The following is a 21,002-nucleotide window of genomic DNA, read 5'->3' as shown; positions in this document are numbered from 1 at the left end:
TCCGTCATCCTATTCGGCCGCTTCCAGCGGCGCGATGCGGCGGCTGGTCCGGGCCTGCTGCGCATAATCCTGCTGCCAGTCGCTCGGCCCGTTCGACGCCATCACCTGCACCGCCGTCACCTTATATTCCGGGCAATTGGTGGCCCAGTCCGAATAGTCGGTGGTGATGACGTTCGCCTGCGTCTCGGGATGGTGGAAGGTCGTATAGACCACACCCGGCGCGACCCGCTCGGTGATGAGCGCACGCAGGGTGGTCTCCCCCGCCCGGCTGCGCAGCGTCACCCAGTCGCCATCCTTCAGGCCGCGATTGTCCGCATCGCTCGGATGCATTTCCAGCCGATCTTCCGGATGCCACGCCGTATTGGCGGTCCGCCGCGTCTGCGCGCCGACATTATAGTGGCTCAAAATGCGCCCGGTCGTCAGCAGCAACGGGAAGCGCGGCCCGGTCTTCTCGTCGGTCGGCACATAGTCGGTGACGACGAACTTGCCCTTCCCCCGCACGAAGCCGTCGATATGCATGGTTGGCGTGCCGTCGGGCGCGGCGTCGTTGGCCGGCCATTGCAGCGATCCTTCCGCCTCCAGCCGGTCATAATGGACGCCGGCGAAGGTAGGCGTGAGCGCGGCGATCTCATCCATGATTTCGGACGGGTGGCCATAGGTCCAGCCCAAGTCCATGGCGTTGGCCACCAACTGCACGATCTCCCAGTCCGCATATCCATTGAGCGGCGCCATCACCTTGCGCACCCGCTGGATGCGCCGCTCGGCATTGGTGAACGTGCCGTCCTTTTCCAGGAAGGTCGATCCGGGCAGGAAGATATGGGCGTAATTGGCGGTTTCGTTGAGGAACAGATCCTGCACCACTACGCACTCCATCGCCGCCAGCCCCGCCGCGACATGATGGGTATTGGGATCGGACTGGAGGATATCCTCGCCCTGCACGAACAGCCCCTTGAACGTCCCGTCGGTCGCGGCGTCCAGCATGTTGGGGATGCGCAATCCCGGCTCGGCGTCCAGCGCCACGCCCCATGCCCGCTCGAACAGGCTGCGCGTCGCGGTGTCGGACACATGGCGATAGCCCGAAAATTCATGCGGGAAGCTGCCCATGTCGCAGGCCCCCTGCACATTATTCTGCCCCCGCAGCGGGTTCACGCCCACGCCCTCGCGCCCGACATTGCCGGTCGCCATGGCCAGGTTGGCGATCGCCATCACGGTCGAACTGCCCTGCGAATGTTCGGTGACGCCCAACCCATAATAGATGGCGCCATTGCCGCCGGTGGCATAGAGCCGCGCCGCGGCGCGCACGTCCTGCGCCTTCACGCCGGTCAGCGGCTCGATGGCCTCGGGCGAGCGCGCCGCCTCCGACACGAAATCCGCCCAGTCGGCAAACTCGTCCCAGTCGCACCGCGCCCGAATGAAAGCCTCGTCATAGAGCTTCTCGGTCACGACCACATGGGCGATCGCGGTCAGCATCGCGACATTGGTGCCGGGTCGTAAGGGCAGATGATGTTCCGCCGCGACATGGGGCGATTGCACCAGATCGGTGCGGCGCGGATCGATGACGATCAGCTTCGCGCCCTGCCGCAAACGCTTCTTCATGCGACTGGCGAAGACCGGATGCCCATCGGTCGGGTTGGCGCCGATGACGAGGATCACGTCCGCGGCCATGACGCTGTCGAAATCCTGCGTCCCCGCCGACGTGCCGAAAGTCTGGCTCAAACCATAGCCGGTCGGCGAGTGGCAGACGCGCGCGCAGGTATCGACATTGTTGTTGCCGAACCCCTGCCGGATCAGCTTCTGGACAAGGAACGTCTCCTCATTGGTGCAGCGGCTCGACGTAATCCCGCCGATGCTGCGCGTCCCATATTTCGCTTGGATGCGCCTAAACTCACTCGCGGTATAGGCGATCGCCTCGTCCCACGACACTTCGCGCCACGGCTCGCTGACCGACGCGCGGATCATCGGGTTCAATATCCGGTCCTGATGCTGCGCATAGCCCCAGGCGAAACGGCCCTTGACGCAGCTATGGCCGCGATTGGCCTTGCCGTCCTTCCACGGCACCATGCGCACCAGTTCCTCGCCCCGCATTTCCGCGCGGAAGGTGCAGCCGACGCCGCAATAGGCGCAGGTGGTGACGACGGCGCGATCGGGCGTGCCGACCTCCACCACCGCCTTTTCGATCAGGCTCGCGGTCGGGCAGGCCTGCACGCACGCGCCGCAGGACACGCATTCCGACCCCAGAAAATCCTCGCCCTGCGACGGTGACACTTTGGACTCGAAACCCTTATTCTCGATCGTCAACGCGAACGTGCCCTGCACTTCCTCGCAGGCGCGCACGCAGCGCGAACAGACGATGCATTTGCTGGGATCGAAATCGAAATAGGGGTTCGACTGGTCCTTTACCTGCCCCATATTGGTTGCGCCGTCATAGCCATAGCGCACGTCGCGCAGGCCCACCGCGCCCGCCTGATCCTGCAATTCGCAGTCCCCGTTCGCACCGCAGGTCAGGCAATCGAGCGGATGGTCGGAGATATACAGTTCCATCACCCCGCGCCGCAATTGCTTCAGCCGGTCGGTCTGCGTCCGCACCACCATGCCGTCGGCGACCGGCGTGGTGCAGGACGCGGGATAGCCGTTGCGGCCTTCGACTTCGACCAGGCACAGCCGGCACGACCCGAAACTCTCGACACTGTCGGTCGCGCACAGCTTGGGAATCGACCCGCCCGTCAGCGACGCCGCACGCATGATGCTGGTGCCTTCGGGCAGGGTCACGCTCTGCCCGTCGATGGTCAGGGTGACGGACTTGCCCGTGGCGAGCGCCGGCGGCGTGCCATGATCGGTTTCGCGATTGAAGCTCATTCCGCTGCCTCCTTGATGGGTGCAGGCGCACCGAAATCCTCGGGGAAATAGTCGAGCGCGCTCAGCACCGGATAGGGGGTGAAGCCCCCCAGCGCACATAGCGACCCATATTTCATCGTATCGGCCAGATCGCGCAGCAAAGCCGTCTGCCCCTCGATCGACACATCGATCCGGGATGGAGAGCGAGAATATAGCGCCTTCCCCAACCCCCCGTCATCCCAGCGAAGGCCGGGATCTTTCTTCTCTTCACCCCCCGGTCGTTGCGAAATGATTCGATCCATAATCTCCACCCCGCGCGTCGATCCGATCCGGCAGGGCGTGCATTTGCCGCAACTCTCCGCCGCACAGAATTCCATCGCGAAACGGGCCATATGCGCCATGTCGACACTGTCATCGAACACCGTTATCCCGGCATGGCCGATCAGCCCGCCAGCCTGCGCAAAGGCTTCATAATCGAACGGCAGATGGAACATGCCGGGCGGGAAATAGGCGCCCAAAGGCCCGCCCACCTGCACCGCCCGCACCGGTCGCCCGCTCGCCGTGCCGCCACCAATCTCGTTCACCAGTTCGCCCAGCGTGATCCCGAAGCCGATCTCATACAGCCCGCCATGCCGCACATTGCCCGCCAGTTGCACCGGCATCGTGCCCCGCGACCGCCCGAACCCGACCGCCGCATAGGCCTCCGCACCTTCGCTTAGGATGAAAGGCACGGCCGCCAGCGACAGCACATTGTTAATGACGGTCGGCCGCCCGAACAGCCCCTGGAGCGCCGGCAAAGGCGGCTTGGCGCGCACCTGCCCGCGCTTGCCCTCGATCGAATCGAGCAGCGCCGTTTCCTCGCCGCAAACATAGGCGCCCGCCCCCTCGCGCACCTCCAGCGTGAAGGGCGCGACGATGTGCGCCGACGCCTCGATCGCCGCGCGCATGGTCGCGATGCAAAAGGGATATTCGGAGCGGATATAGGTATAGCCATGCCGCGCGCCTACCGCGTGAGCGGCAATCGCCATCCCCTCGATCAGGCAGAAGGGATCGCCCTCCATCAGCATCCGGTCGGCGAAGGTGCCGCTGTCGCCCTCGTCGGCGTTGCAGACGATAAACTTCTCGTCAGCAGGCGCGTCCAGCACCGTCTGCCACTTGATCCCGGTCGGGAAACCCGCCCCACCGCGCCCGCGCAGGCCCGACCCTTTGACCGTATCCACCACGGCCTGTGGTGCCTGCGCCCGCGCCTTTTCCAACCCAACCCAGCCGTCCTGCGCGGCATAGTCGGTCAGGCTCAACGGATCGATCACACCGCACCGCGCAAAGGTGAAACGCTGCTGCCCGGCGAAGAAGGGCAGTTCCGCCACTGGCCCCAGCCGCGAAGCATGGCTGCCCTCCAGCACCGCCGCCACATCATCCGGCCCGACCGGCCCAAAACCGATCCGCCCCGCGTCCGTGTCCACCTCGACCAGTGGCTCGATGCTGAACAGCCCGCGCGACCCGGTCCGCACCACCTCGCACCCGGCCTGTGCAAAGGCGCGCGCCACATCGTCCGCGCCCAGCGCCACCGACGCCATGTCGCGGCTCACAAACACGCGCATCATGCCGCCACCTCCAGCGCGATCCGCTCCAGCGCGGCCGCATCGATCCGCGCCACCGGCCGCCCGTCGACCAGCGCATTGGGGCCGATCGCGCACAGACCCAGGCAATAGACCGGCTCCAGCGCCACTTGTCCGTCGCCCCGCGTCTCGCCCATCGCCACGCCCAGACGCTGCGCCGCCGCCGCCTCGATCGCCGCACCGCCGCGCGCCTGGCAGCTTTCCGCCCGGCACAGCTTCACCACATGCCGCCCCGGCGCGACCCGCCGAAAATCATGGTAGAAGGTGACGACCCCATGCACATCCGCGCGGCTGAGGTTCAGCGCCTTGGCGATCGCCGGCACCCACGCATCGTCGATATGGCCGGCCTCTTCCTGCATCGCGTGCAACAGCGGCAATAGCCGGTCGCGCGTCGCGCCATGGCGCGCAGTCCATGCGCCGATAAATTCTTCCATTTCTACCCTGCCTTCTGGCCCGATTTTGGGTGCGATCCTGCGCCCCGGCCGTCAGCGGGTCAAATCGAAGTCGTCCATCTTTGATAGAAAAACCCTATCAGGAAATCCGGAAGCCCGATGGCAGGCGCAGGTCGCGCGCGACCCCCAGCACCGCCTGCGCCAACGGCCCCATCGGTGCGCTGTCGGATACGATCACGCCGACCCGGCTGCCCTCGTCCGTTTCCGGCATGGCATGGGTCCGCGCCCAGTTCAGCCCGTCGAGCAAGGCCGCATGGCTGTCGGGAATGATCGAACAGAGCCGCCCCTGCTGCACCAGCCCCAGCAGCGCGACATAGCTGTCCGCCGTCACCAGCGGCCGCAGCGCCAGCCCCCGCTCGGCCAGCCGCGCGTCGAGAATCCGCCGGTTCTGCATCCCCTGATGCAGCAGGCAGAGCGGCAGGCCCGCCAGCGTCGCCCAGTCGAGCGGATCGGGCACCGCCACGCCGCCCACCGCGCTCACCAGCATCGTCCGCTCGACATAGAGCGGCACCGACAGCGCATGGGCGGGCGGCTCGAAATCCAGATAGGTCAGCCCCGCATCCAGCTCGAACGCCGCCAGTTCCCGCTCGATCTGGCGCGACGTCAACGCCCGGATCGACACGTTGAGGCCGGGATGCCGCGCCTGCATCGCCGCGACTAGGCAACCGATGGCGGGCATCGCCGCCGGGATCGCGCCCAGCCTGAGTTCCCCTTTCAGCGGCCCGCGCGCCGTCTCCGCCGCCTGCCCCAGCGCTTCGGCCGCCGCGACCAGTTGTCGCGCCCAGGGCAAGATCGCATCCCCCTCCGCCGTCAGCCCGCCATATTTGCGGTCGCGCCGGATCAGCCGCTTGCCCAGTTGCGCCTCCAGCGTGGCGATCCCCGCCGACAGGGTCGGCTGGGACACATTGCAATGCGCCGCGGCGCGGGCAAAATGGCCTTCGCGCTCCAGCGCCAGAAAATATTCGACGAGGCGGGTCTGCATCGATTCTGCTATAGGCTTTATAGAGGGGAGCTATCAAGCGATGCACGAAGGACGGATTTTGGGCGCCATATTGGCCGGCGGCCGCTCCAGCCGCTTCGGCAGCGACAAGGCGCTGGCCCGCATGGCCGACGGCCGCACCCTGATCGATCATGCGATGGCCGGCCTTGCCCCCCATGTCGCGACGGTCGTCATTTGCGGCCGGGAAGGCGGCCTGCCGGATCGCCCCGCGCCCGACATGGGGCCGCTCGGCGGATTGAACGCGGCGCTCCATCATGCGCTGGACCATGGCTTCGCCGGGGTGCTGACCACCGGCTGCGACATGCCCTTCTACCCCGCCGCCCTGCCCGCCGCCCTGATCGGCGAGGGCGCCGCCATCCTGAAAGGCCAGCAACTGCTCGGCTGGTGGCCTGCGACGCTGGCGCCGCAACTCGACGCCCATCTGGCGGAGGATAACAACCGCTCCATCCACGGCTGGCTCGCCCGCATCGGCGCGCGCATGGTGGCGATGCCCGGCCTCGTCCTCCCGAACATCAACCGGCCGGAGGATCTGGCGAACCTCTCCTGCAACGGCGGTCCGCGCTGACCAGCGTCTAAGCCTGTCCCACCCCCTGTCCGGCAAGGACATTTGCTGCTAAGGGTCGAGCTTCACATCTGCGATGCGCGAAAAGCTTGCGACTTTCCGCCATGATCGCCTCACCGACAAGGACCGCCGCCATGAACATCGCCCTGACCGCACAGCCCACCCGCTCTGCCTTCAGGAAAGCCGTTCATGCCTGCCATCACTCTTTCGAATCTCTGCTGGTCCACGCCTGACGGAACGCCCGTCCTTTCCGGCCTGGACTTCCGCTTCATCCCCGAACGCATCGGCCTGATCGGCCGCAACGGCGTCGGCAAATCGACGTTGCTCGCACTCATCGCAGGCGATCGAACACCTGCGAAGCGGCAGATCAGCGTCACCGGCGCTGTCGCGACCCTGCGCCAAACACGCGATGCCGATCCCGGCCGGACCATCGCCGATCTGTTTGGCGTCAGCGCATCCCTGGCGCTGCTCGATCGGGCGGACGCGGGCACGGCGACGATGGACGACCTCGACCAGTGCGACTGGACCCTGCCCGGCCGCCTTGCCGACGCCCTGGCGGAGGTGGGGCTTGAGGCCGATCCCGGCACATCACTGGCGCACCTGTCCGGTGGCCAGCACACCCGCGCCGCGCTCGCCGCCGCTCTTTTCGCCCGGCCCGACTGGCTCATTCTGGACGAGCCGACCAACCATCTCGACGCCGACGGTCGCGACGCGCTCATCACTCTGCTCGGCCGCTGGCGCGGCGGAGCGATCGTCGTCAGCCACGACCGCGCGCTGCTGGAGACGATGGATGCGATCGCCGAACTGACCAGCCTCGGCATCACGCGCCATGGCGGCAACTGGTCGGCCTGGCGCGCGCGCAAGGATATCGAGCTGGCCGCCGCCCATCATGCACTCGACCAGGCGCAGCGGCAGGCGTCCGACCTCGCCCGCAGGACGCAGCTCGCGACCGAGCGTCAGCAGCGCCGCGACGGCGCGGGCGCGCGGCAGGCGGCGAAGGGCGGTATGCCACGCATTTTGCTGGGCAAGCGCAAGCAGCAGGCCGAACAATCGAGCGGAGACGCGGCCCGCCGCGCCGATCAGCAGCGCGCGGAAGCGCAGGTGGCGATGACCGAAGCGCGCGCCCGAATCGAAATACTCGATCCGCTGCGTGTCTCCCTGCCTTCCGCCAATGTCCCGACCGGCCGTATGCTGCTGACGCTGGAAGCGGTCACGGCCGGCCATAATCCCGTCAACCCACCGCTACGCGATCTCAGCCTGACCATCGCCGGACCGGAGCGAATCGCCATTACAGGCCCCAATGGCGTCGGCAAATCGACCCTGCTGCACCTGATCGCGGGCCACCTCGCGCCACTGTCGGGCCACATCCATCGCTCCGCCGACTACGCCCTGCTCGATCAGGACGCCAGCCTGCTCGATGCCGATGCCAGCATCGCCGACAATTTCGCACGCCTGCATCCCGGCGCCTCCCGCAACGCCGTCCATGCCGCGCTCGCCCGCTTCCGCTTCCGCGCCGACCTGGCGCTGCAACGGGTGGAAAGCCTGAGCGGCGGGCAGAGGCTGCGCGCCGCGCTCGCCTGCGTACTGGGCGGAGAGACGTTGCCCCCGCTGCTGCTGCTGGACGAGCCGACCAACCATCTCGACCTCGATTCGATCGCCGCGATCGAACAGGGCCTCGCCGCCTATGATGGCGCGCTGCTCGTCGTCAGCCACGACCCCGCCTTCCTCGACGCGATCGGCATCACGCGGCGGATTGCCCTGCCACTGCGCTGAGGCTCAATGGGCGGCGGAGGTGTCCACAGGCCCGGTCGGACGCGGCGCGAGCCAGACGATGATCGCGGCGCCGAACAGAATCAGCGCTGAGATGAAGAAGATATGGTCGACCGCCGTCACGATCGCCTCCTGCTCCACGATATTGGAGATGGTCTGGCGGATCTGCTCGGTGGAAAAGCCCAGGCCGCCCAACTGCGCCTGCGCATCGGCCGGTTGCAATACGCTTGCCAGCTCGTTGCGCGACACGCGCTGCGAATCGCTCCAGCCGGTCAGCACCAGCGAGGTCGCGATCGCGATCGCCATGGTGCGGACGAAATTCTGGAGACCCGCCGCCGACGCCGTTTCGCTCGGCAGCACGGATCCCAGCGTCAGCGTGGTCAGCGGAATCATGAAGAAGGGCATCGCGAAGCCCTGGATGAATTGCGGCGCCGCCATCGTCCAGAAATCAATGCCGCTGGTCCAGTGCGCGCGCCACAATGTCATCAGCCCCAGCCAGAAGACCGCGCCTGAAATCATCAGCCGCGGATCGACCTTCCCCACGAAACGCGCGGCGACAGGGGCGGTCATCAGCGCCGCCATGGCGGTGAAGGCGGTCAGGATGCCAGCCCAGGTGGCGGTATAGCCCTGCGTCATCTGCAACCATTGGGGGATGATGACGATGCCCGAAAAATAGGCGCCAAAGCACAGCGCCAGCGAAAACACGCCGGAGGTGAAGCCGATATGGCGGAACACCCGCAGATCGACGACCGGATGCTCCTCGGTCAGTTCCCAGATGATGAAGGCGAAGAAACCGATCACCGCCAGCACGCCCAGGATGACGATCATCGGATCGGCGAACCAGTCATGATCGCGACCGATGTCCAGCATGACCTGCAGGCAACCGATCCAGAAGACCAGCAGGAACAGGCCCATCTTGTCGATCGGCACCTTGGCCGTGTCGGTCTCCACCGGCCGCAGCAGCGCCTGCGCGGCAAAGACGCACATCACCGCGATCGGCAGGTTGATGAAGAAGATCCAGTGCCAGCTCCAATTGTCGCTGATATAACCGCCGATGATCGGACCCATCGCCGGGCCGAGCAGCGTCGTCATCGCCCACAGGCCCATGGCGCGGGGTCGCGCCTCCGGCGGGAAGATGCGCATCAGCAGCGTCTGCGACATCGGCATGATCGGCCCGCCGCAAATGCCCTGGCCGATGCGGCAGGCGACGATCATGCCCAGGGTCATCGACATGCCGCACAGCAGCGAGAAGATGCCGAACCCGACCATCGCGAAGGTGAACATCTTCACCACGCCGAAACGCTGCGCCAGCCAGCCGGTCAGCGGCACGCAAATGGCCTCCGCCACCGCATAGGATGTGATGATCCACGTCCCCTGGTCGGGCGATATGCCAAGATTGCCCGCAATGTGCGGCACCGAGACATTGGCGATGGTCAGGTCCAGCACAACCATGAAATTGCTCATGGCCAGCACCAGTCCCGCCAGGGTCCGGGTGCGCGGCGAGAGCCGCGAGAAGATATCGTCGTCGCTGCTCATCGCCCGAACCTTCCTCAATCTCGCCCTACTTGTCGGACAGGTCGATCTCGACATCCATGGACAGGCCGACGCGCAGCGGATGCGCGGCCAGTTCCTTGGGGTCGAGCGCGATCCGCAGCGGCAGACGCTGCACCACCTTGATCCAGTTGCCGGTCGCGTTCTGCGCCGGGATCAGCGACATGGACGATCCGGTGCCGCCGGAAAAGCCGACGACCTTGCCATGATAGACGACGCCGCTGCCATAGAGGTCGGACGTCACCTTGGCGGGCATGCCGACGGTCACGCCGCGCAGTTGCCGCTCCTTGAAATTGGCGTCGACATAGACCTGGGCGAGCGGGACGATGCTCATGATCGGGCTACCCTGCGCCACGCGCTGGCCCACCTGCACCTGCCGCTTGGTGACGACGCCGTCGATCGGCGCGCGGATGACCGCGCGGTCGAGGTTCAGCTTCGCCGAATCGAGCTTGGCCTGCGCCGCCATCACCGCCGGGTCGGTATCGACCGTCGATCCGCGCACCAGCGCATCATTGGCCGCCAGTTGCCCGCTGGCAGCGCTGCGGGTCGCCTGCGCTGTCTGGACGCCGGCGCGGGCCAGGTCCAGCGCCGCCCGCGCGGAGGCATAGGCCTTGCGCGCGCCGGTCACTTCATCGCCCGACACCGCGCCATCGCCCACCAGCGCCTCGCGCCGTTGCAGGTCGATCCGCGCCTTGTCGAAGTCGGCCTGGGCGGTCGCCATCTGCGCGCGCGCCTGCACGATATCCGCGCCGCGCGCATCCACCTGCGCCGCCAGCGACGTGCTGGTCGCCGCGGTCTGGCGGAAACGACGCCTGGCTTCGGCCAGGTCGGCTTCGGCCTGCGCCACCGCGATCTTCGCGTCGGTCGGGTCCAGCTTCACCAATATGTCGCCGCGCTTGACCTGCTGGGTGTCGCTGACCAGCACCTCAGTCGCCTGCGCCGACATCAGCGGCGTCACCTGCGCCATTTCGGCATTCACATAGGCATTGTCGGTGGCGACATGGGTGCGGCCGACCAGCAGATACCAGACACCCCACAACAGCCCGCCGACGATGACGACCAGGCCAAGCCGGATCAGCCATGTCTTGCGCGCCGACTGGCGGCCTTCCTGCTGCATATCGTCGCTGTCGGGCGCTGTGGTTTGCGGATTGGCGTCAGCCATGGGGCTTGTCCTTGGACTGGAAGTCGCTGGCGGCGAAGCCGCCGCCCAGCGCACGGATGAGAGCAATATCGGTAGAGAAGGCGCTCGCCTCCAGCCCTGCGAGGGACTGGCGCGCGCCGAGCAGTTGGTCCTCGACATTCAACACGTCGAGATAGGTGGACAGCCCGCCCTTATAGCGTTTCTGGGCGATGCCATAGGCGTCCTCCGATGCGGCGACCGCCGCGCGGGCATCGACCAGCCGCTGGTCCAGCGTCTTGCGCGTGGTGACGGCGTCGGCCACCTCCTGATAGGCGGCCAGCACGGTCTTGTCGTAGGACGCGACCGCCTCGTCATAGGTGGCACGCGCGCCGCGATACTGGCCCTGCAAGGCCCCGCCATGGAAGATCGGCAGGCTGATCGCCGGGCCGACTGTGCCGAACAGCGATCCCTTGTCGAACAAGCTGTTGATGAAGGGCTTGGGCGTACCGGTCGCCGACGTGCCGCTGAACACCGTGTCATAGCCCAGCGACTGCACGCCGATCAGCGCGCTCAGCCGCAACGCGGGAAAGAAATCGGCATGGGCCACTTTGATCCGTTTGGCCGCCGCTTCGGTGCGGGCCAGCGCGGCGGCGATGTCGGGACGGCGGGCGACCAGATTGGTGGTGACATCGGCGGGCAGGCCCAGCGGCGCCAGCGCGCCGATCTTCGGCCGGGCAATCGAAAGCCCCCGGTCCGGTCCTGCGCCGATCAGCGCCGCGATCTGATGCTGCCGCAATTCGATCGCCATGGTCGCGGCGGCCAGCTGCGCGCGGGCGGACGATACGGTCGCGTCCGCCTGCCGCACGCTGCCGCGCGTTTCCAAGCCATTGTCCCGCCGGTCGGCGACCAGCTTCTGGCTCGCCATCCGGATGTCGAGCGTGCGCTGCGCGATATCCGCTTCGTCATGCAGCCGCGCCAGATCGGCATAGGCGTCGGCGATCGCCGTCGTCAGCGCGAGCCGTGCCTGCTGCGCGTCGATCTGCGCCGCCCGGGTTTCGGAGGTGGCCGCGGCCAACGCGGCCTTGTTCCTGCCCCACAGGTCGAGGTCGAAGCCCATGTCCAGCGCCACGCGCCCTGTGCCCAGCCAGCCTTTCGGCACGAAATTCCGGGGCTGACCCATATTATAGCTTTGCTTGGTCGCAGCGCCGCTCGCCTCCAGATCGACCGACGGCAGCAAGGCCGCGCCCGCCTGTTGCGCCATGCCCGCCGCCTTGCGGAAACGGGCGCCGGCCGCGGCGACGTCGGGCGACGCGCGCAACCCTTCGGCGATCAGCGCATCCAGTTGCGGATCGCCATAGGCGCTCCACCAGCCGTCGCCCGGCCATGCCACCGGCGCGGCAGCCAGGCTGCGCTCCGCCGCGACGGCCGCAGGGGTGCGCAGCTCGGGCTTGGCGCCCAGATCGGGGACCGCGGCGCAGGCCGCCAATAGCAGAAGGGAAGAAGCCATGCCTCCCTTGCGGGCGGCCAGGGCAATGCAACTCACGGACATATCTAACCGTACCACCTAGTATGAAAATTGCACTTGCCGCCCCCGCCCGGCCTTGTCAACCGAAATAGCGTACTCTATGGTACGATTTTATGACAACGCCCGATACGCCTGTGATTCCCAGCAGAAGGGAGGCCCGCCGCCAGGATCGACGCGACGCGATCCTGACCGTGGCGCAGACCTATTTCCTCGAACATGGCTTCGCCGACACCACCATGTCGGGGATCGCCGCGGAACTGGGCGGATCGAAGGGCACCTTGTGGAACTACTTCCCTTCGAAGGAAGCGCTGTTCGCCGCCGTGGTCGAGCGGGCAGCCAAGGCCTATCAGGGCCGGCTATCGCAGATTCTCGATCCAGACGGCGCGCTGGAGCCGACCTTGCAGAGCGCTTGCCGCAGTCTGATCGAGAAAATAACCTCGCCAGACGCCAGCGCCCTGCATCGGCTGATCGTCGCGCAGGGGCGTCGATTCCCGGATCTAAGCCGGATTTTCTTCGATCTCGCGCCACAGAATACCCGCCTGCTGCTGGCCGACTTCCTGCATGGCGCAATGACGCGCGGCCAGTTGCGGATGGCCGATCCGATCGATGCCGCACGCGCGCTGATGTCGCTGTCGATGTCCGGCTGTCACCAGCAAATGCTGATTGGCCGGATCGACCGTCCCGCCCCCAATGAAATCGCCGCCGACGCGGCCTTCGCTGTCGACATCTTCCTGCGCGCCTACGCGCTTCTATCCGGGCCTTCGCTTCCGCCGGACGCGCCACCCATCTGATATCAGGACGTCAGGCGGTGTCGGGCCAGCGCCCGTCGGGGCACAGGGCGTAGCCCCGCCCCTTCACCGTATGCAGCATCGTCACGGCGAACCCGCGATCCAGCTTGCCGCGCAGCCGCGACATATGCACCTCGACGCTGTTGGTGCCGGGGTCGAAGTCCAGCCGCCAGACCGCGCGCAGCAACTCCGTCCGGCTCACCGCCTGACCCGGCCGCCGCGCCAGATGCAGCAGCAGCGCATATTCCCGCGCCAGCAGCGGGATCGGCCGGCCGTTACGCTCCACCCGCCGGTCGACCAGCCGGATCGTCAACTCGCCCAGCCGCAACCGGGGCTGTTCGGCATCGGCCAGACGGATGATCCGGGCGACCGTCTCGGCCTCGTGCATCCAGGGGCCGACCACCTCCTGCATCCCCTCCTCCAGCGCGCGAGCGCGGGCGGCCGGATCGTCTATCCCCTGCCATAATATGGTCGCGTCGCCCACGCGCACCAGCGACGACTGGTCCCGCCCCGGCCGGATCGCCAATTCAAGGCCGCGCGCGCTCAGCGCCCGCGCGACCGGCGCGAAATCCGGCCCCATGCCATGGCATTCCACCCGTCTGCCCACATCTGGCCCGCCATATCCTCGTCATCCACATCCCACCTGCGGAGGGGGTCAAAAACAAGCCATTTCATATCCGTTATGGATGTTTCGCAACGCAGCCTCGCCCGCACGACGGAGCAGCGGACTGCCGCTCCGTGCGCCCTGCTCGGCATGGGCCAGCCGCGCGGCGGCATCCCCCAGCCCTGCGCCGATCGTGCGCCAGGCGGTCCAGCGCATCGCGTCGACCGGGTGGCGCGCGGCAAAATCATGCGCCAGGTCGATCGCATCGCCGCTGCCGCATCCGACCGCCAGTTCCAGAAGCAGTTGAGCGCTCGCCACCGTCATGCATTGGGCGATCACGCCGCGCGCCGTGTCGAACCGATATTGACGTCGCCACCCCTGGTCGGGCGCGCTGGCCAATATGTTGAGCGACACCGACAGCGACTCCGCCGGCAATTGCGCATGGACGTCGCGATTGGCGCGGTAGAGCAGCATCTTGCCTTCCGACAGGCAACTGCGCTCGACGAAGCGCAGCGCCACCGCCTCCCCGTCCGCCCCGGCCACGCCGTCGGGGTCATAGTCATAATAGTCGGACGCATAGCCCGGCCCCAGATAGCCCACGGTCAGAAAGTCGAAACTATGGTCGTGCGGCACATGATAGAGGAACGCCGACGCGCCGCTCATCCGCACCACATGGTCGCGTTCCGCCGGCCAGAAGGCGGCACGCAGCACATAGCGGTCGGTCGGCGGGTTGAGCAGCAACACTTGCGCCGAATAGGGATTGACCCGCCTCTGCCCGGCGCAGCGATCCTTCAGCTCCGCCACCGCCAGCTCCGACAGGAAATCGCGGTTGCGCGACAGCGCGCGCAGCATCGGCGCGGCTTCCGCCAGCCCCTCTTCGCATCCGGGGTCGAAGGCCGCGCTCTCGCACCAGTCGATCAGCGCCTCCAGATCGATGGTCGTACCGTCCTCCGGCGGCACGATCAGGCGGGGCATGGTTCGCCCTCCACCTGCCGCAGCGTCCGCGCCGCCAGCCCCCGCACCGTCGCATCGGCCTCCCGCCTCGCCATGGCCCGCAACGCCGGCAGCGCGCGCTGCGTATCGAGCGCCAGAAATTCCCGCATCACCGCCCAGCGCTGGCCCGGCAGCGGCGCGTCCAGCGCCTGCGCGAACTGCCCGGCGGCATCGCGCCGCCCCTGCATCCGCAGCAGCGACAACAGCATCAGCGTGCGGGCATGAGCTTCGTCCGCCTGCGCGCTGGCGATCGCCCGCCCGTCGCTGCGGTCATGGACGCGCGCCTGCACCGGGCCGACCGGCGCGATTTGCGCCCGCAGCAGCATCAGCGGCGCGTCGGCCGGCCGCAGGCACAGCGCCTCGCGCCGCTCGTCCAGTTCGATCGTGGCCCCCGCCGCACAGGACCGCGTGCCGACCACCACCGCCCGTTCGCCCTCCAGCCGCCAGGCGTCGCCCGCCAGCGGTCCGTTCAACGGCCGGCACAAGCTTAGGCGCCCGGAAAAATGCACCCTGTCAGAGGGTGCCTGCCCCCCATCCAGCAGGCTCGCGGTCAGCCATATCCGCTCTGTCCGCGCCAGCACCAGATGGCGCGCACCGCCCTGGCGACTGGCGCGAAAGCCCGGCAGGTGGCGAGGGTCGCACGCCATCGCCTGTATCTCCGCCGCCAGCAACGCCTCGAACCAGCCAATGTCCGTCAGGAACGGCCGGATCAGCGCCGCCGCCCGATCGAGCGGCGCGGCCTCGGCCGCATCGACCGCCGCGGCCAGCGCCGCCGGGATCACGGCCGCACGATCACCGCGATCACCACGTCCATCACGCTGATTTCCAGCGCGTCGCGATCCTCCAGCCCGAACAGGCTGGCGCCGTCCTGCAGGTCCGCAATATCATCGATGGCAAGCTGTGTGATCTGTTCGAACATGACGATCTCCTCCGTTGATGTCGGGGAGAGGCTATGGCGCGCGACCGCACCGAACCAATTAAATCGAATTAATCGCACCTCCGCGCGTTAACCATTTCTTCGGGCGCGGTTCCTATCCTTTTCCTATCAGGCCAGAATCGGGAAAAGTGGGACGACATGCCGATCTTCAAGCGCAACCGCATCCTCCACGGCGAACTCGACGGCGCAGCCGAAGCCTTGCGCTCCCCCCGCCGCCTGCGCCTGCTGCTGGTCGATGAAAATCCTACCGCGCGCGCGGTCGTCGCCCGTCGCCTGTCGCACCTCAATTATGACGTGGTGCTGGCCGAAAACGGCTTCATCGCCCTCAACCTGCTGGTCACCCGCCCGGTCGATATCATCCTGGTCGACATGGGCCTGACGATGCTGCCGGCGGTCGGCATGATGCAGAAGATCCGCGCCGCCAATCTGGCCGGCAACGCCTGTTTCGTGATGATCGCCGGGCGGCTCGACAGCCAGTCCACGGTGGAGGCGCTCGCCGCCGGCGCTGACGACCATGTCGTCAAGCCTTTCGACTTCGACGTTCTCGACGCCCGTCTGCGCCATCTGTGCCAGCGCGCCGAACAGGTCGGCGCCCTCACCCGCCACAATGCCGAACTCGACGCCCGCATCGCCCGCCGCGCTGTGGAACTGGGCGAGACCCGCGAAGCGCTGCGCGAAATGCAGCTCGATCGCGCCCGCCTCGTCTGCTCGATCCAGGCGCTGCATGACGAGGTCGAACGGCTCCACGCCGCTCAGGGCTGATCCAGCTCCAGCCATAGCGACAGGCCGTCCCCCGCCATCGCAGGCGGCGCCTGGGTGACGATCCGCGCCGCATCCGCCCGCGCGCGATCCAATATGGCCGGCGCCACCGCCGGATGATGATAGACCCGGTCCGCTTCCCCCAGCAGCCGCGCCGCCCGCAATGTCAGGTCGTCGGGATCGCCCGACAGCAGCCGGATCGCCTCCAGCCGCGACGGCGTCGCCGCGCCTTCCCCCGCCAGCCAGCCCGGCACGCCATCGGCCGCCCCGTCGCGCAGCGGATCGATCGCGCCGCCGGGGACCAGCCCCGCATCGATCGCCCGCCGCCGCGCATCCGCCTCCGGCCAGCGCGCCCGGATCGCCGCCCGCGCCGCGTACAGCGCCGTCGCCAACGCCCCCAGCCGCGCCGGCAGCATCGCCTCCAGCCGTTGCCGCAACGCCTTGGCCAGCCCCGCCGAAGCGCCGCCGGTGCCGATCGCGATCAGCACCGGATCGCGGTCCACGATCGCCGGCAGGGTGAAATCGCACAGGTCCGGCGTGTCGGTCGCATTGACCAGCACGCCCCGCGCGCGCAGCCGCGTCACGGTCGCCGCGTCCCCATCCGCCACGATCGCGATCCGGGCGTCGGGATCGCTCTCGCCCACGACGATCGCGCCCGCCCGTTCCAGCAGCCGGCGCTTGGCGTCCGCCGCCTCGCCCTCGCCCGTCACTATGGCCGGCCGGCCCGTCAGCCGCAGGAAGACGGGCAGGCTGTGCATCAGCGGCCGACCCAGTCCGGGATGATGTCCGCTTCGATCAGCGCCTCGATCGGCGGCCGCGCGCGTACCACCGCCCATTGGTCGCCCGACACCAGCACTTCAGGGGTCAGCGGACGGCTATTGTAGGTGCCCGCCATGGTCGCGCCATAGGCCCCCGCCGTCATGAAGGCGACCAGGTCGCCCGCCTGCACCACGTCCATGTCGCGATGCATGGCGAAGGTGTCGCCCGTCTCGCACACCGGCCCCACGACATTGGCGGTTTCGCGCGTCCCCGCCGGCTTCACCGCGCGGATATCGTGCCAGGCGTCGTAGAGGCTGGGTCGCATCAGGTCGTTCATCGCCGCATCGACGATCACGAAGGGCGCCTGCGCGCCCTGCTTCACCCGCACCACGCGCGACAGCAAAGCGCCGGCATTGCCCACGATCACCCGGCCCGGCTCGAACATCAACCGCACCGGCCAGCCCTGCGTCACCCGGCACACCATCGCACCATAATCGGCGGGGCTGGGCGGCAAAGGCTGGGAGGGATCATAGGGCACGCCAAGGCCACCGCCCAGATCGGCGGTGCGAATGTCATGCCCCGCGGCCCGCAATTGCTCGATCAGCGCGCCGACCTTGGTGAAGGCGGCCTCCAGCGGGGCGAGGTCGGTCAACTGGCTGCCGATATGGACGGCGACGCCCTGCACGTCCAGACCCGGCAGATCGCGCGCGGCGGCATAGGATTCCAGCGCATGGGTGTAGGGGATGCCGAACTTGTTTTCCGACTTGCCGGTCGAAATCTTGGCATGGGTGCCCGCGTCGACATCGGGATTGATGCGATAGGCAACCGGCGCGCGCAGGCCCATCGACAGCGCGACCTCCGACAGCATCTCGGCTTCCGGCTCGCTCTCCAGATTGAACTGGTAAATGCCCTGTTCCAGCGCCAGCCGCATTTCCTGCGCGGTCTTGCCGACACCCGAAAAGACGATGCGATCGGCCGGAATGCCCGCGGCGATCGCGCGCAGCAATTCGCCGCCCGACACAACGTCCGCGCCCAGCCCCAGCTTCGCCAGCGTCGCCAGCACCGCGCCATTGGGATTGGCCTTCACCGCAAAGGCGACCAGCGGGTTGTCGAGCGCGCGCAGCCCATCGCGAAAGACGCTGACATGGCGCTCCAGCGTCGCGGTGGAATAGACATAGACGGGCGTGCCGACCGCATCGGCGATCACGTCCAGCGGCACCTGCTCCACCTGCATGGCGCCGTTCACATAGTCAAAATGGTCCAACTTCGCGTCCTTAAAAGCTTATTGCGGCCGCTTTTCGGGCGGCAGGTCGAACGGGTCGTCGGCCCGCTGCCGGGATTGCGTCAGCAATTCCACATTGCGCTCGGGCCGGGCCTGGATGGAGGGTTCCATCAACTGCGCCGCGGTCGGCGCGGTCGCAGCGCCCGTCGGCACCGCAGGCAGATTCTGGCCCTTGACGGGTTTCAGCGGCTGGCGCCCCCCGCATCCGGCCAGCGCCAGCGCGATCAGGGACAGGCCAGCCAGCGTCCGCTTCTTCATGATCCCAGCTCCTGTTTCGCCAGTTCCTCTTTCGCCTGCGCGATCCGCGCGCGCACCTGGGCAGGCGCCGTACCGCCATGGCTCTGGCGGCTGGCGACCGACGCGTCCACCGTCAACACCGCATAGACCCGTTCGTCGATCCGCGCGTCGATGTCTTTCAGCGTCGCGATCGGCAACTGGTCCAGCGGCACTGCCGCCGCCTCCGCCGCCGCGACCGCGCGCCCGGTAATATGATGCGCCTCGCGGAAGGGAATGCCGCCTTCGCGCACCAGCCAGTCGGCGAGGTCGGTCGCGGTGGCAAAGCCGCTCTCGGCCAGCCCGCGCATCCGGTCGGTGCGGAACGTCACCGTCCCGACCATGCCGGTCATCGCCGCGATCGACAAAGCGAGCAGGTCGTGCGCCTCGAACACCGGCGGCTTGTCGTCCTGCATATCCTTCGAATAGGCGAGCGGCAGCCCCTTCATCGTCACGCACAGCGCCGTCATGCAGCCCATGATCCGCCCGGCATGACCGCGCACCAGCTCGGCCGCGTCAGGATTGCGCTTCTGCGGCATGATCGAACTGCCGGTCGAATAGGCGTCGGGCAATTTCACGAAGCCGAAGGGCTGGCTTGCCCAGATGATGAACTCCTCGGCCAGCCGCGACAGGTGCAGCGACGCCTGGGTCGCGGCCATCAGATAGTCGAGCGCGAAATCGCGGTCCGATACGCTGTCCAGGCTGTTGTCGGTCGGCTTGGCAAAGCCCAGCGCCGCCGCCGTCGCATGGCGATCGGTCGGGAAGCCGGTGCCGGCCAGCGCCGCCGCGCCCAGCGGACATTCGTTCAGCCGCGCGCGCGCGTCCGCAAAGCGGCTGCGGTCGCGCCGCACCATCTCATAATAGGCCATCAGATGATGCCCCAGCGTCACCGGCTGCGCCGACTGCAAATGCGTGAAGCCCGGCATCACCGCATCAACATTCTCCTCCGCCCGCGCCACCAGCGCGCGCTGGAGGCCGAGCAAGCCCGCCTCGACCTCGTCGATCGCGTCGCGTACCCACAGGCGGAAATCGGTCGCCACCTGGTCGTTGCGCGAACGGGCGGTGTGCAGCCGCCCCGCGACCGGACCGATCAGTTCGGCCAGCCGCGACTCGGTGACCATGTGGATGTCTTCCAGATCCAGGTTCACCGGCACGCCGTTCGCTTCATATTCGGCGGCGATGGTGTCGAGTCCCGCTGCAATCGCGTCCGCATCGGCCTGCGCAACGATGCCCTGTGTGGCGAGCATCGCGACATGCGCCTTGGACCCGGCGATATCCTGTTTCCACAATCGCTTGTCGAAGGGGATGGAGGCATTTATCTCACGCATGATCGATGCCGGGCCGGCGGCGAACCGGCCGCCCCACATGCTGTTGGAGCCTGCTTCCGTGATATCGTCATTCCGCGCGCTAATGATACTGCTCCTGCCTGCCGCTCTGGCGGCTTGCGATAGGCAATCGCCGCCGAAGGAGCAAGCCAATGCCGCCCTCGCCGGTGAGGTTCCCGCCACGTCGGGAGAGGCAACAGCCGGCGCGACGAAGAAGGAGGGCGCCTTCGACTATCGGCTCGACCGCAGCAAGGCGGGCGCCCCCGCCCCCGACTTCGCCTTCCAGGACCCCGGTGGCGGCGAAAAGACGCTCCAGGATTTCGCCGGCAAGCCGATCCTCGTCAATCTCTGGGCGACCTGGTGCGCGCCCTGCATCGCGGAAATGCCCACGCTCGACCGGATCGCCGCGGCCTATGGGCCCAAGGGCCTCGCCGTCCTCACCATTTCGCAGGACAATCAGGGGCTGAAGGCCGCCAAGCCCTTCTTCGCCAAACATGACCTGCCCCATCTCAAGGCCTGGGCCGACCCGGAAAACCAGCTCGGCTTCCACTATGCCACCGGCCTGCTGCCCACCACCGTCATCTATGACGCGCAGGGCAAGGAAATGGTGCGGGTGATCGGCGCGATGGATTGGGAAGGCCCGGAGGCCAAGGCGCTGATCGACGCGGCAATGGCGTCCTGACCGGCTGAATGAAATCATAACGAAGCAGAGTCAAAAATCCGCCATGCCAGTTGATTGCAAAATGGCGTGGCGGCGATGCACAGTTGTCACTTGCCGATTCGCCGATCCCCGCAATATCCTCGATGGCTTTTGCCATGGAAACAATTGAGAAATATTACGCTTTAAT

The 21,002-nt window shown here is 67.4% G+C and carries 20 protein-coding genes; 5 read left to right on the top strand and 15 right to left on the bottom strand.

Going from position 1 to position 21,002, the window contains the following annotated elements:
• Nucleotides 1–9: 9 nt before the first annotated feature.
• The 4 genes from fdhF to ABT375_RS16315 all read right to left on the bottom strand — a co-directional run bounded on the left by fdhF (nt 10) and on the right by ABT375_RS16315 (nt 5,888).
• Nucleotides 10–2,856 (bottom strand): formate dehydrogenase subunit alpha, encoded by a 2,847-nt coding sequence (gene fdhF / locus ABT375_RS16330; protein ID WP_416463344.1) that lies wholly within the window; start codon nt 2,854–2,856, stop codon nt 10–12.
• On the bottom strand, nt 2,853–4,439 hold the full coding sequence (locus tag ABT375_RS16325; RefSeq protein WP_416463343.1) for a formate dehydrogenase beta subunit: 1,587 nt from the start codon (nt 4,437–4,439) through the stop codon (nt 2,853–2,855). The genes fdhF and ABT375_RS16325 overlap by 4 nt, the downstream gene beginning before the upstream one ends.
• Entirely contained in the window at nt 4,436–4,888 is a 453-nt protein-coding gene (locus ABT375_RS16320; protein ID WP_416463342.1) for an NAD(P)H-dependent oxidoreductase subunit E, read from the bottom strand. Before ABT375_RS16320 ends, ABT375_RS16325 begins: the two co-directional genes overlap by 4 nt.
• Before the next feature lie 97 nt (nt 4,889–4,985).
• On the bottom strand, nt 4,986–5,888 hold the full coding sequence (locus ABT375_RS16315; protein WP_416463341.1) for a LysR family transcriptional regulator: 903 nt from the start codon (nt 5,886–5,888) through the stop codon (nt 4,986–4,988).
• Nucleotides 5,889–5,928: 40 nt separating this feature from the next.
• Between ABT375_RS16315 and mobA the strand changes: the two genes are divergently transcribed.
• Nucleotides 5,929–6,471 carry a molybdenum cofactor guanylyltransferase gene (mobA, locus tag ABT375_RS16310; protein WP_416463340.1) on the top strand — a complete coding sequence of 181 codons (543 nt, stop codon included), beginning with the start codon at nt 5,929–5,931 and terminating at the stop codon, nt 6,469–6,471.
• Nucleotides 6,472–6,657: 186 nt separating this feature from the next.
• On the top strand, nt 6,658–8,241 hold the full coding sequence (locus ABT375_RS16305) for an ABC-F family ATP-binding cassette domain-containing protein (RefSeq protein WP_416463339.1): 1,584 nt from the start codon (nt 6,658–6,660) through the stop codon (nt 8,239–8,241).
• A 3-nt stretch (nt 8,242–8,244) separates the two neighbouring features.
• Here ABT375_RS16305 and ABT375_RS16300 read toward each other — a convergent pair whose 3' ends face one another.
• The 3 genes from ABT375_RS16300 to ABT375_RS16290 are packed head-to-tail and all read right to left on the bottom strand — an operon-like array spanning nt 8,245 to nt 12,458.
• A complete protein-coding gene (locus ABT375_RS16300) occupies nt 8,245–9,774 on the bottom strand; it encodes a DHA2 family efflux MFS transporter permease subunit (protein WP_224549646.1) in 1,530 nt (509 codons plus the stop codon).
• A 25-nt stretch (nt 9,775–9,799) separates the two neighbouring features.
• The gene (locus tag ABT375_RS16295; protein WP_416463338.1) at nt 9,800–10,951 is read right to left on the bottom strand and encodes an EmrA/EmrK family multidrug efflux transporter periplasmic adaptor subunit; all 1,152 of its coding nucleotides are present in this window, start codon (nt 10,949–10,951) and stop codon (nt 9,800–9,802) included.
• Nucleotides 10,944–12,458 (bottom strand): efflux transporter outer membrane subunit, encoded by a 1,515-nt coding sequence (locus tag ABT375_RS16290; RefSeq protein WP_416463337.1) that lies wholly within the window; start codon nt 12,456–12,458, stop codon nt 10,944–10,946. Before ABT375_RS16290 ends, ABT375_RS16295 begins: the two co-directional genes overlap by 8 nt.
• A gap of 89 nt (nt 12,459–12,547) precedes the next feature.
• Here ABT375_RS16290 and ABT375_RS16285 point away from each other — a divergent pair, with 89 nt between their 5' ends.
• The gene (locus ABT375_RS16285) at nt 12,548–13,225 is read left to right on the top strand and encodes a TetR/AcrR family transcriptional regulator (protein ID WP_416463336.1); all 678 of its coding nucleotides are present in this window, start codon (nt 12,548–12,550) and stop codon (nt 13,223–13,225) included.
• Between the two features lie 10 nt (nt 13,226–13,235).
• Here the strand turns inward: ABT375_RS16285 and ABT375_RS16280 are convergent, their stop codons facing one another.
• From ABT375_RS16280 to ABT375_RS16265, 4 genes are read right to left on the bottom strand one after another with little or no spacing between them, the layout of a single operon-like run.
• On the bottom strand, nt 13,236–13,829 hold the full coding sequence (locus tag ABT375_RS16280) for a winged helix-turn-helix domain-containing protein (protein ID WP_416463335.1): 594 nt from the start codon (nt 13,827–13,829) through the stop codon (nt 13,236–13,238).
• 48 nt (nt 13,830–13,877) lie between these two features.
• Nucleotides 13,878–14,801 (bottom strand): transposase, encoded by a 924-nt coding sequence (locus ABT375_RS16275; RefSeq protein ID WP_416463334.1) that lies wholly within the window; start codon nt 14,799–14,801, stop codon nt 13,878–13,880.
• Nucleotides 14,789–15,601 carry a hypothetical protein gene (locus ABT375_RS16270; RefSeq protein WP_416463333.1) on the bottom strand — a complete coding sequence of 271 codons (813 nt, stop codon included), beginning with the start codon at nt 15,599–15,601 and terminating at the stop codon, nt 14,789–14,791. Before ABT375_RS16270 ends, ABT375_RS16275 begins: the two co-directional genes overlap by 13 nt.
• Nucleotides 15,598–15,738 (bottom strand): hypothetical protein, encoded by a 141-nt coding sequence (locus tag ABT375_RS16265; RefSeq protein WP_416463332.1) that lies wholly within the window; start codon nt 15,736–15,738, stop codon nt 15,598–15,600. The genes ABT375_RS16270 and ABT375_RS16265 overlap by 4 nt, the downstream gene beginning before the upstream one ends.
• Before the next feature lie 156 nt (nt 15,739–15,894).
• Here ABT375_RS16265 and ABT375_RS16260 point away from each other — a divergent pair, with 156 nt between their 5' ends.
• Nucleotides 15,895–16,518, top strand: a complete 624-nt coding sequence (locus ABT375_RS16260; RefSeq protein ID WP_416463331.1) for a response regulator transcription factor — start codon at nt 15,895–15,897, stop codon at nt 16,516–16,518.
• Here ABT375_RS16260 and ABT375_RS16255 read toward each other — a convergent pair.
• Genes ABT375_RS16255 through argH form a run of 4 tightly spaced genes read right to left on the bottom strand, consistent with a single transcriptional unit; the run spans nt 16,509 to nt 20,196 of the window.
• Nucleotides 16,509–17,273, bottom strand: a complete 765-nt coding sequence (locus ABT375_RS16255; RefSeq protein ID WP_416463330.1) for a siroheme synthase — start codon at nt 17,271–17,273, stop codon at nt 16,509–16,511. The genes ABT375_RS16260 and ABT375_RS16255 overlap by 10 nt on opposite strands.
• Nucleotides 17,273–18,538, bottom strand: a complete 1,266-nt coding sequence (gene lysA, locus ABT375_RS16250) for a diaminopimelate decarboxylase (protein ID WP_416463329.1) — start codon at nt 18,536–18,538, stop codon at nt 17,273–17,275. Before lysA ends, ABT375_RS16255 begins: the two co-directional genes overlap by 1 nt.
• A gap of 18 nt (nt 18,539–18,556) precedes the next feature.
• Entirely contained in the window at nt 18,557–18,814 is a 258-nt protein-coding gene (locus tag ABT375_RS16245) for a hypothetical protein (protein ID WP_224549631.1), read from the bottom strand.
• Nucleotides 18,811–20,196 (bottom strand): argininosuccinate lyase, encoded by a 1,386-nt coding sequence (gene argH / locus ABT375_RS16240; RefSeq protein ID WP_224549629.1) that lies wholly within the window; start codon nt 20,194–20,196, stop codon nt 18,811–18,813. The genes ABT375_RS16245 and argH overlap by 4 nt, the downstream gene beginning before the upstream one ends.
• Before the next feature lie 43 nt (nt 20,197–20,239).
• Between argH and ABT375_RS16235 the strand changes: the two genes are divergently transcribed.
• Nucleotides 20,240–20,836 (top strand): TlpA family protein disulfide reductase, encoded by a 597-nt coding sequence (locus ABT375_RS16235; protein WP_416463328.1) that lies wholly within the window; start codon nt 20,240–20,242, stop codon nt 20,834–20,836.
• Nucleotides 20,837–21,002 lie beyond the last annotated feature (166 nt).

Source organism: Sphingomonas sp. VDB2 (assembly GCF_047946695.1).
Taxonomy (GTDB): domain Bacteria; phylum Pseudomonadota; class Alphaproteobacteria; order Sphingomonadales; family Sphingomonadaceae; genus Sphingobium; species Sphingobium bisphenolicum.
Note: the sequence above shows the minus strand (reverse complement) of the source record. Positions and strands in the feature narration are given on the sequence as shown.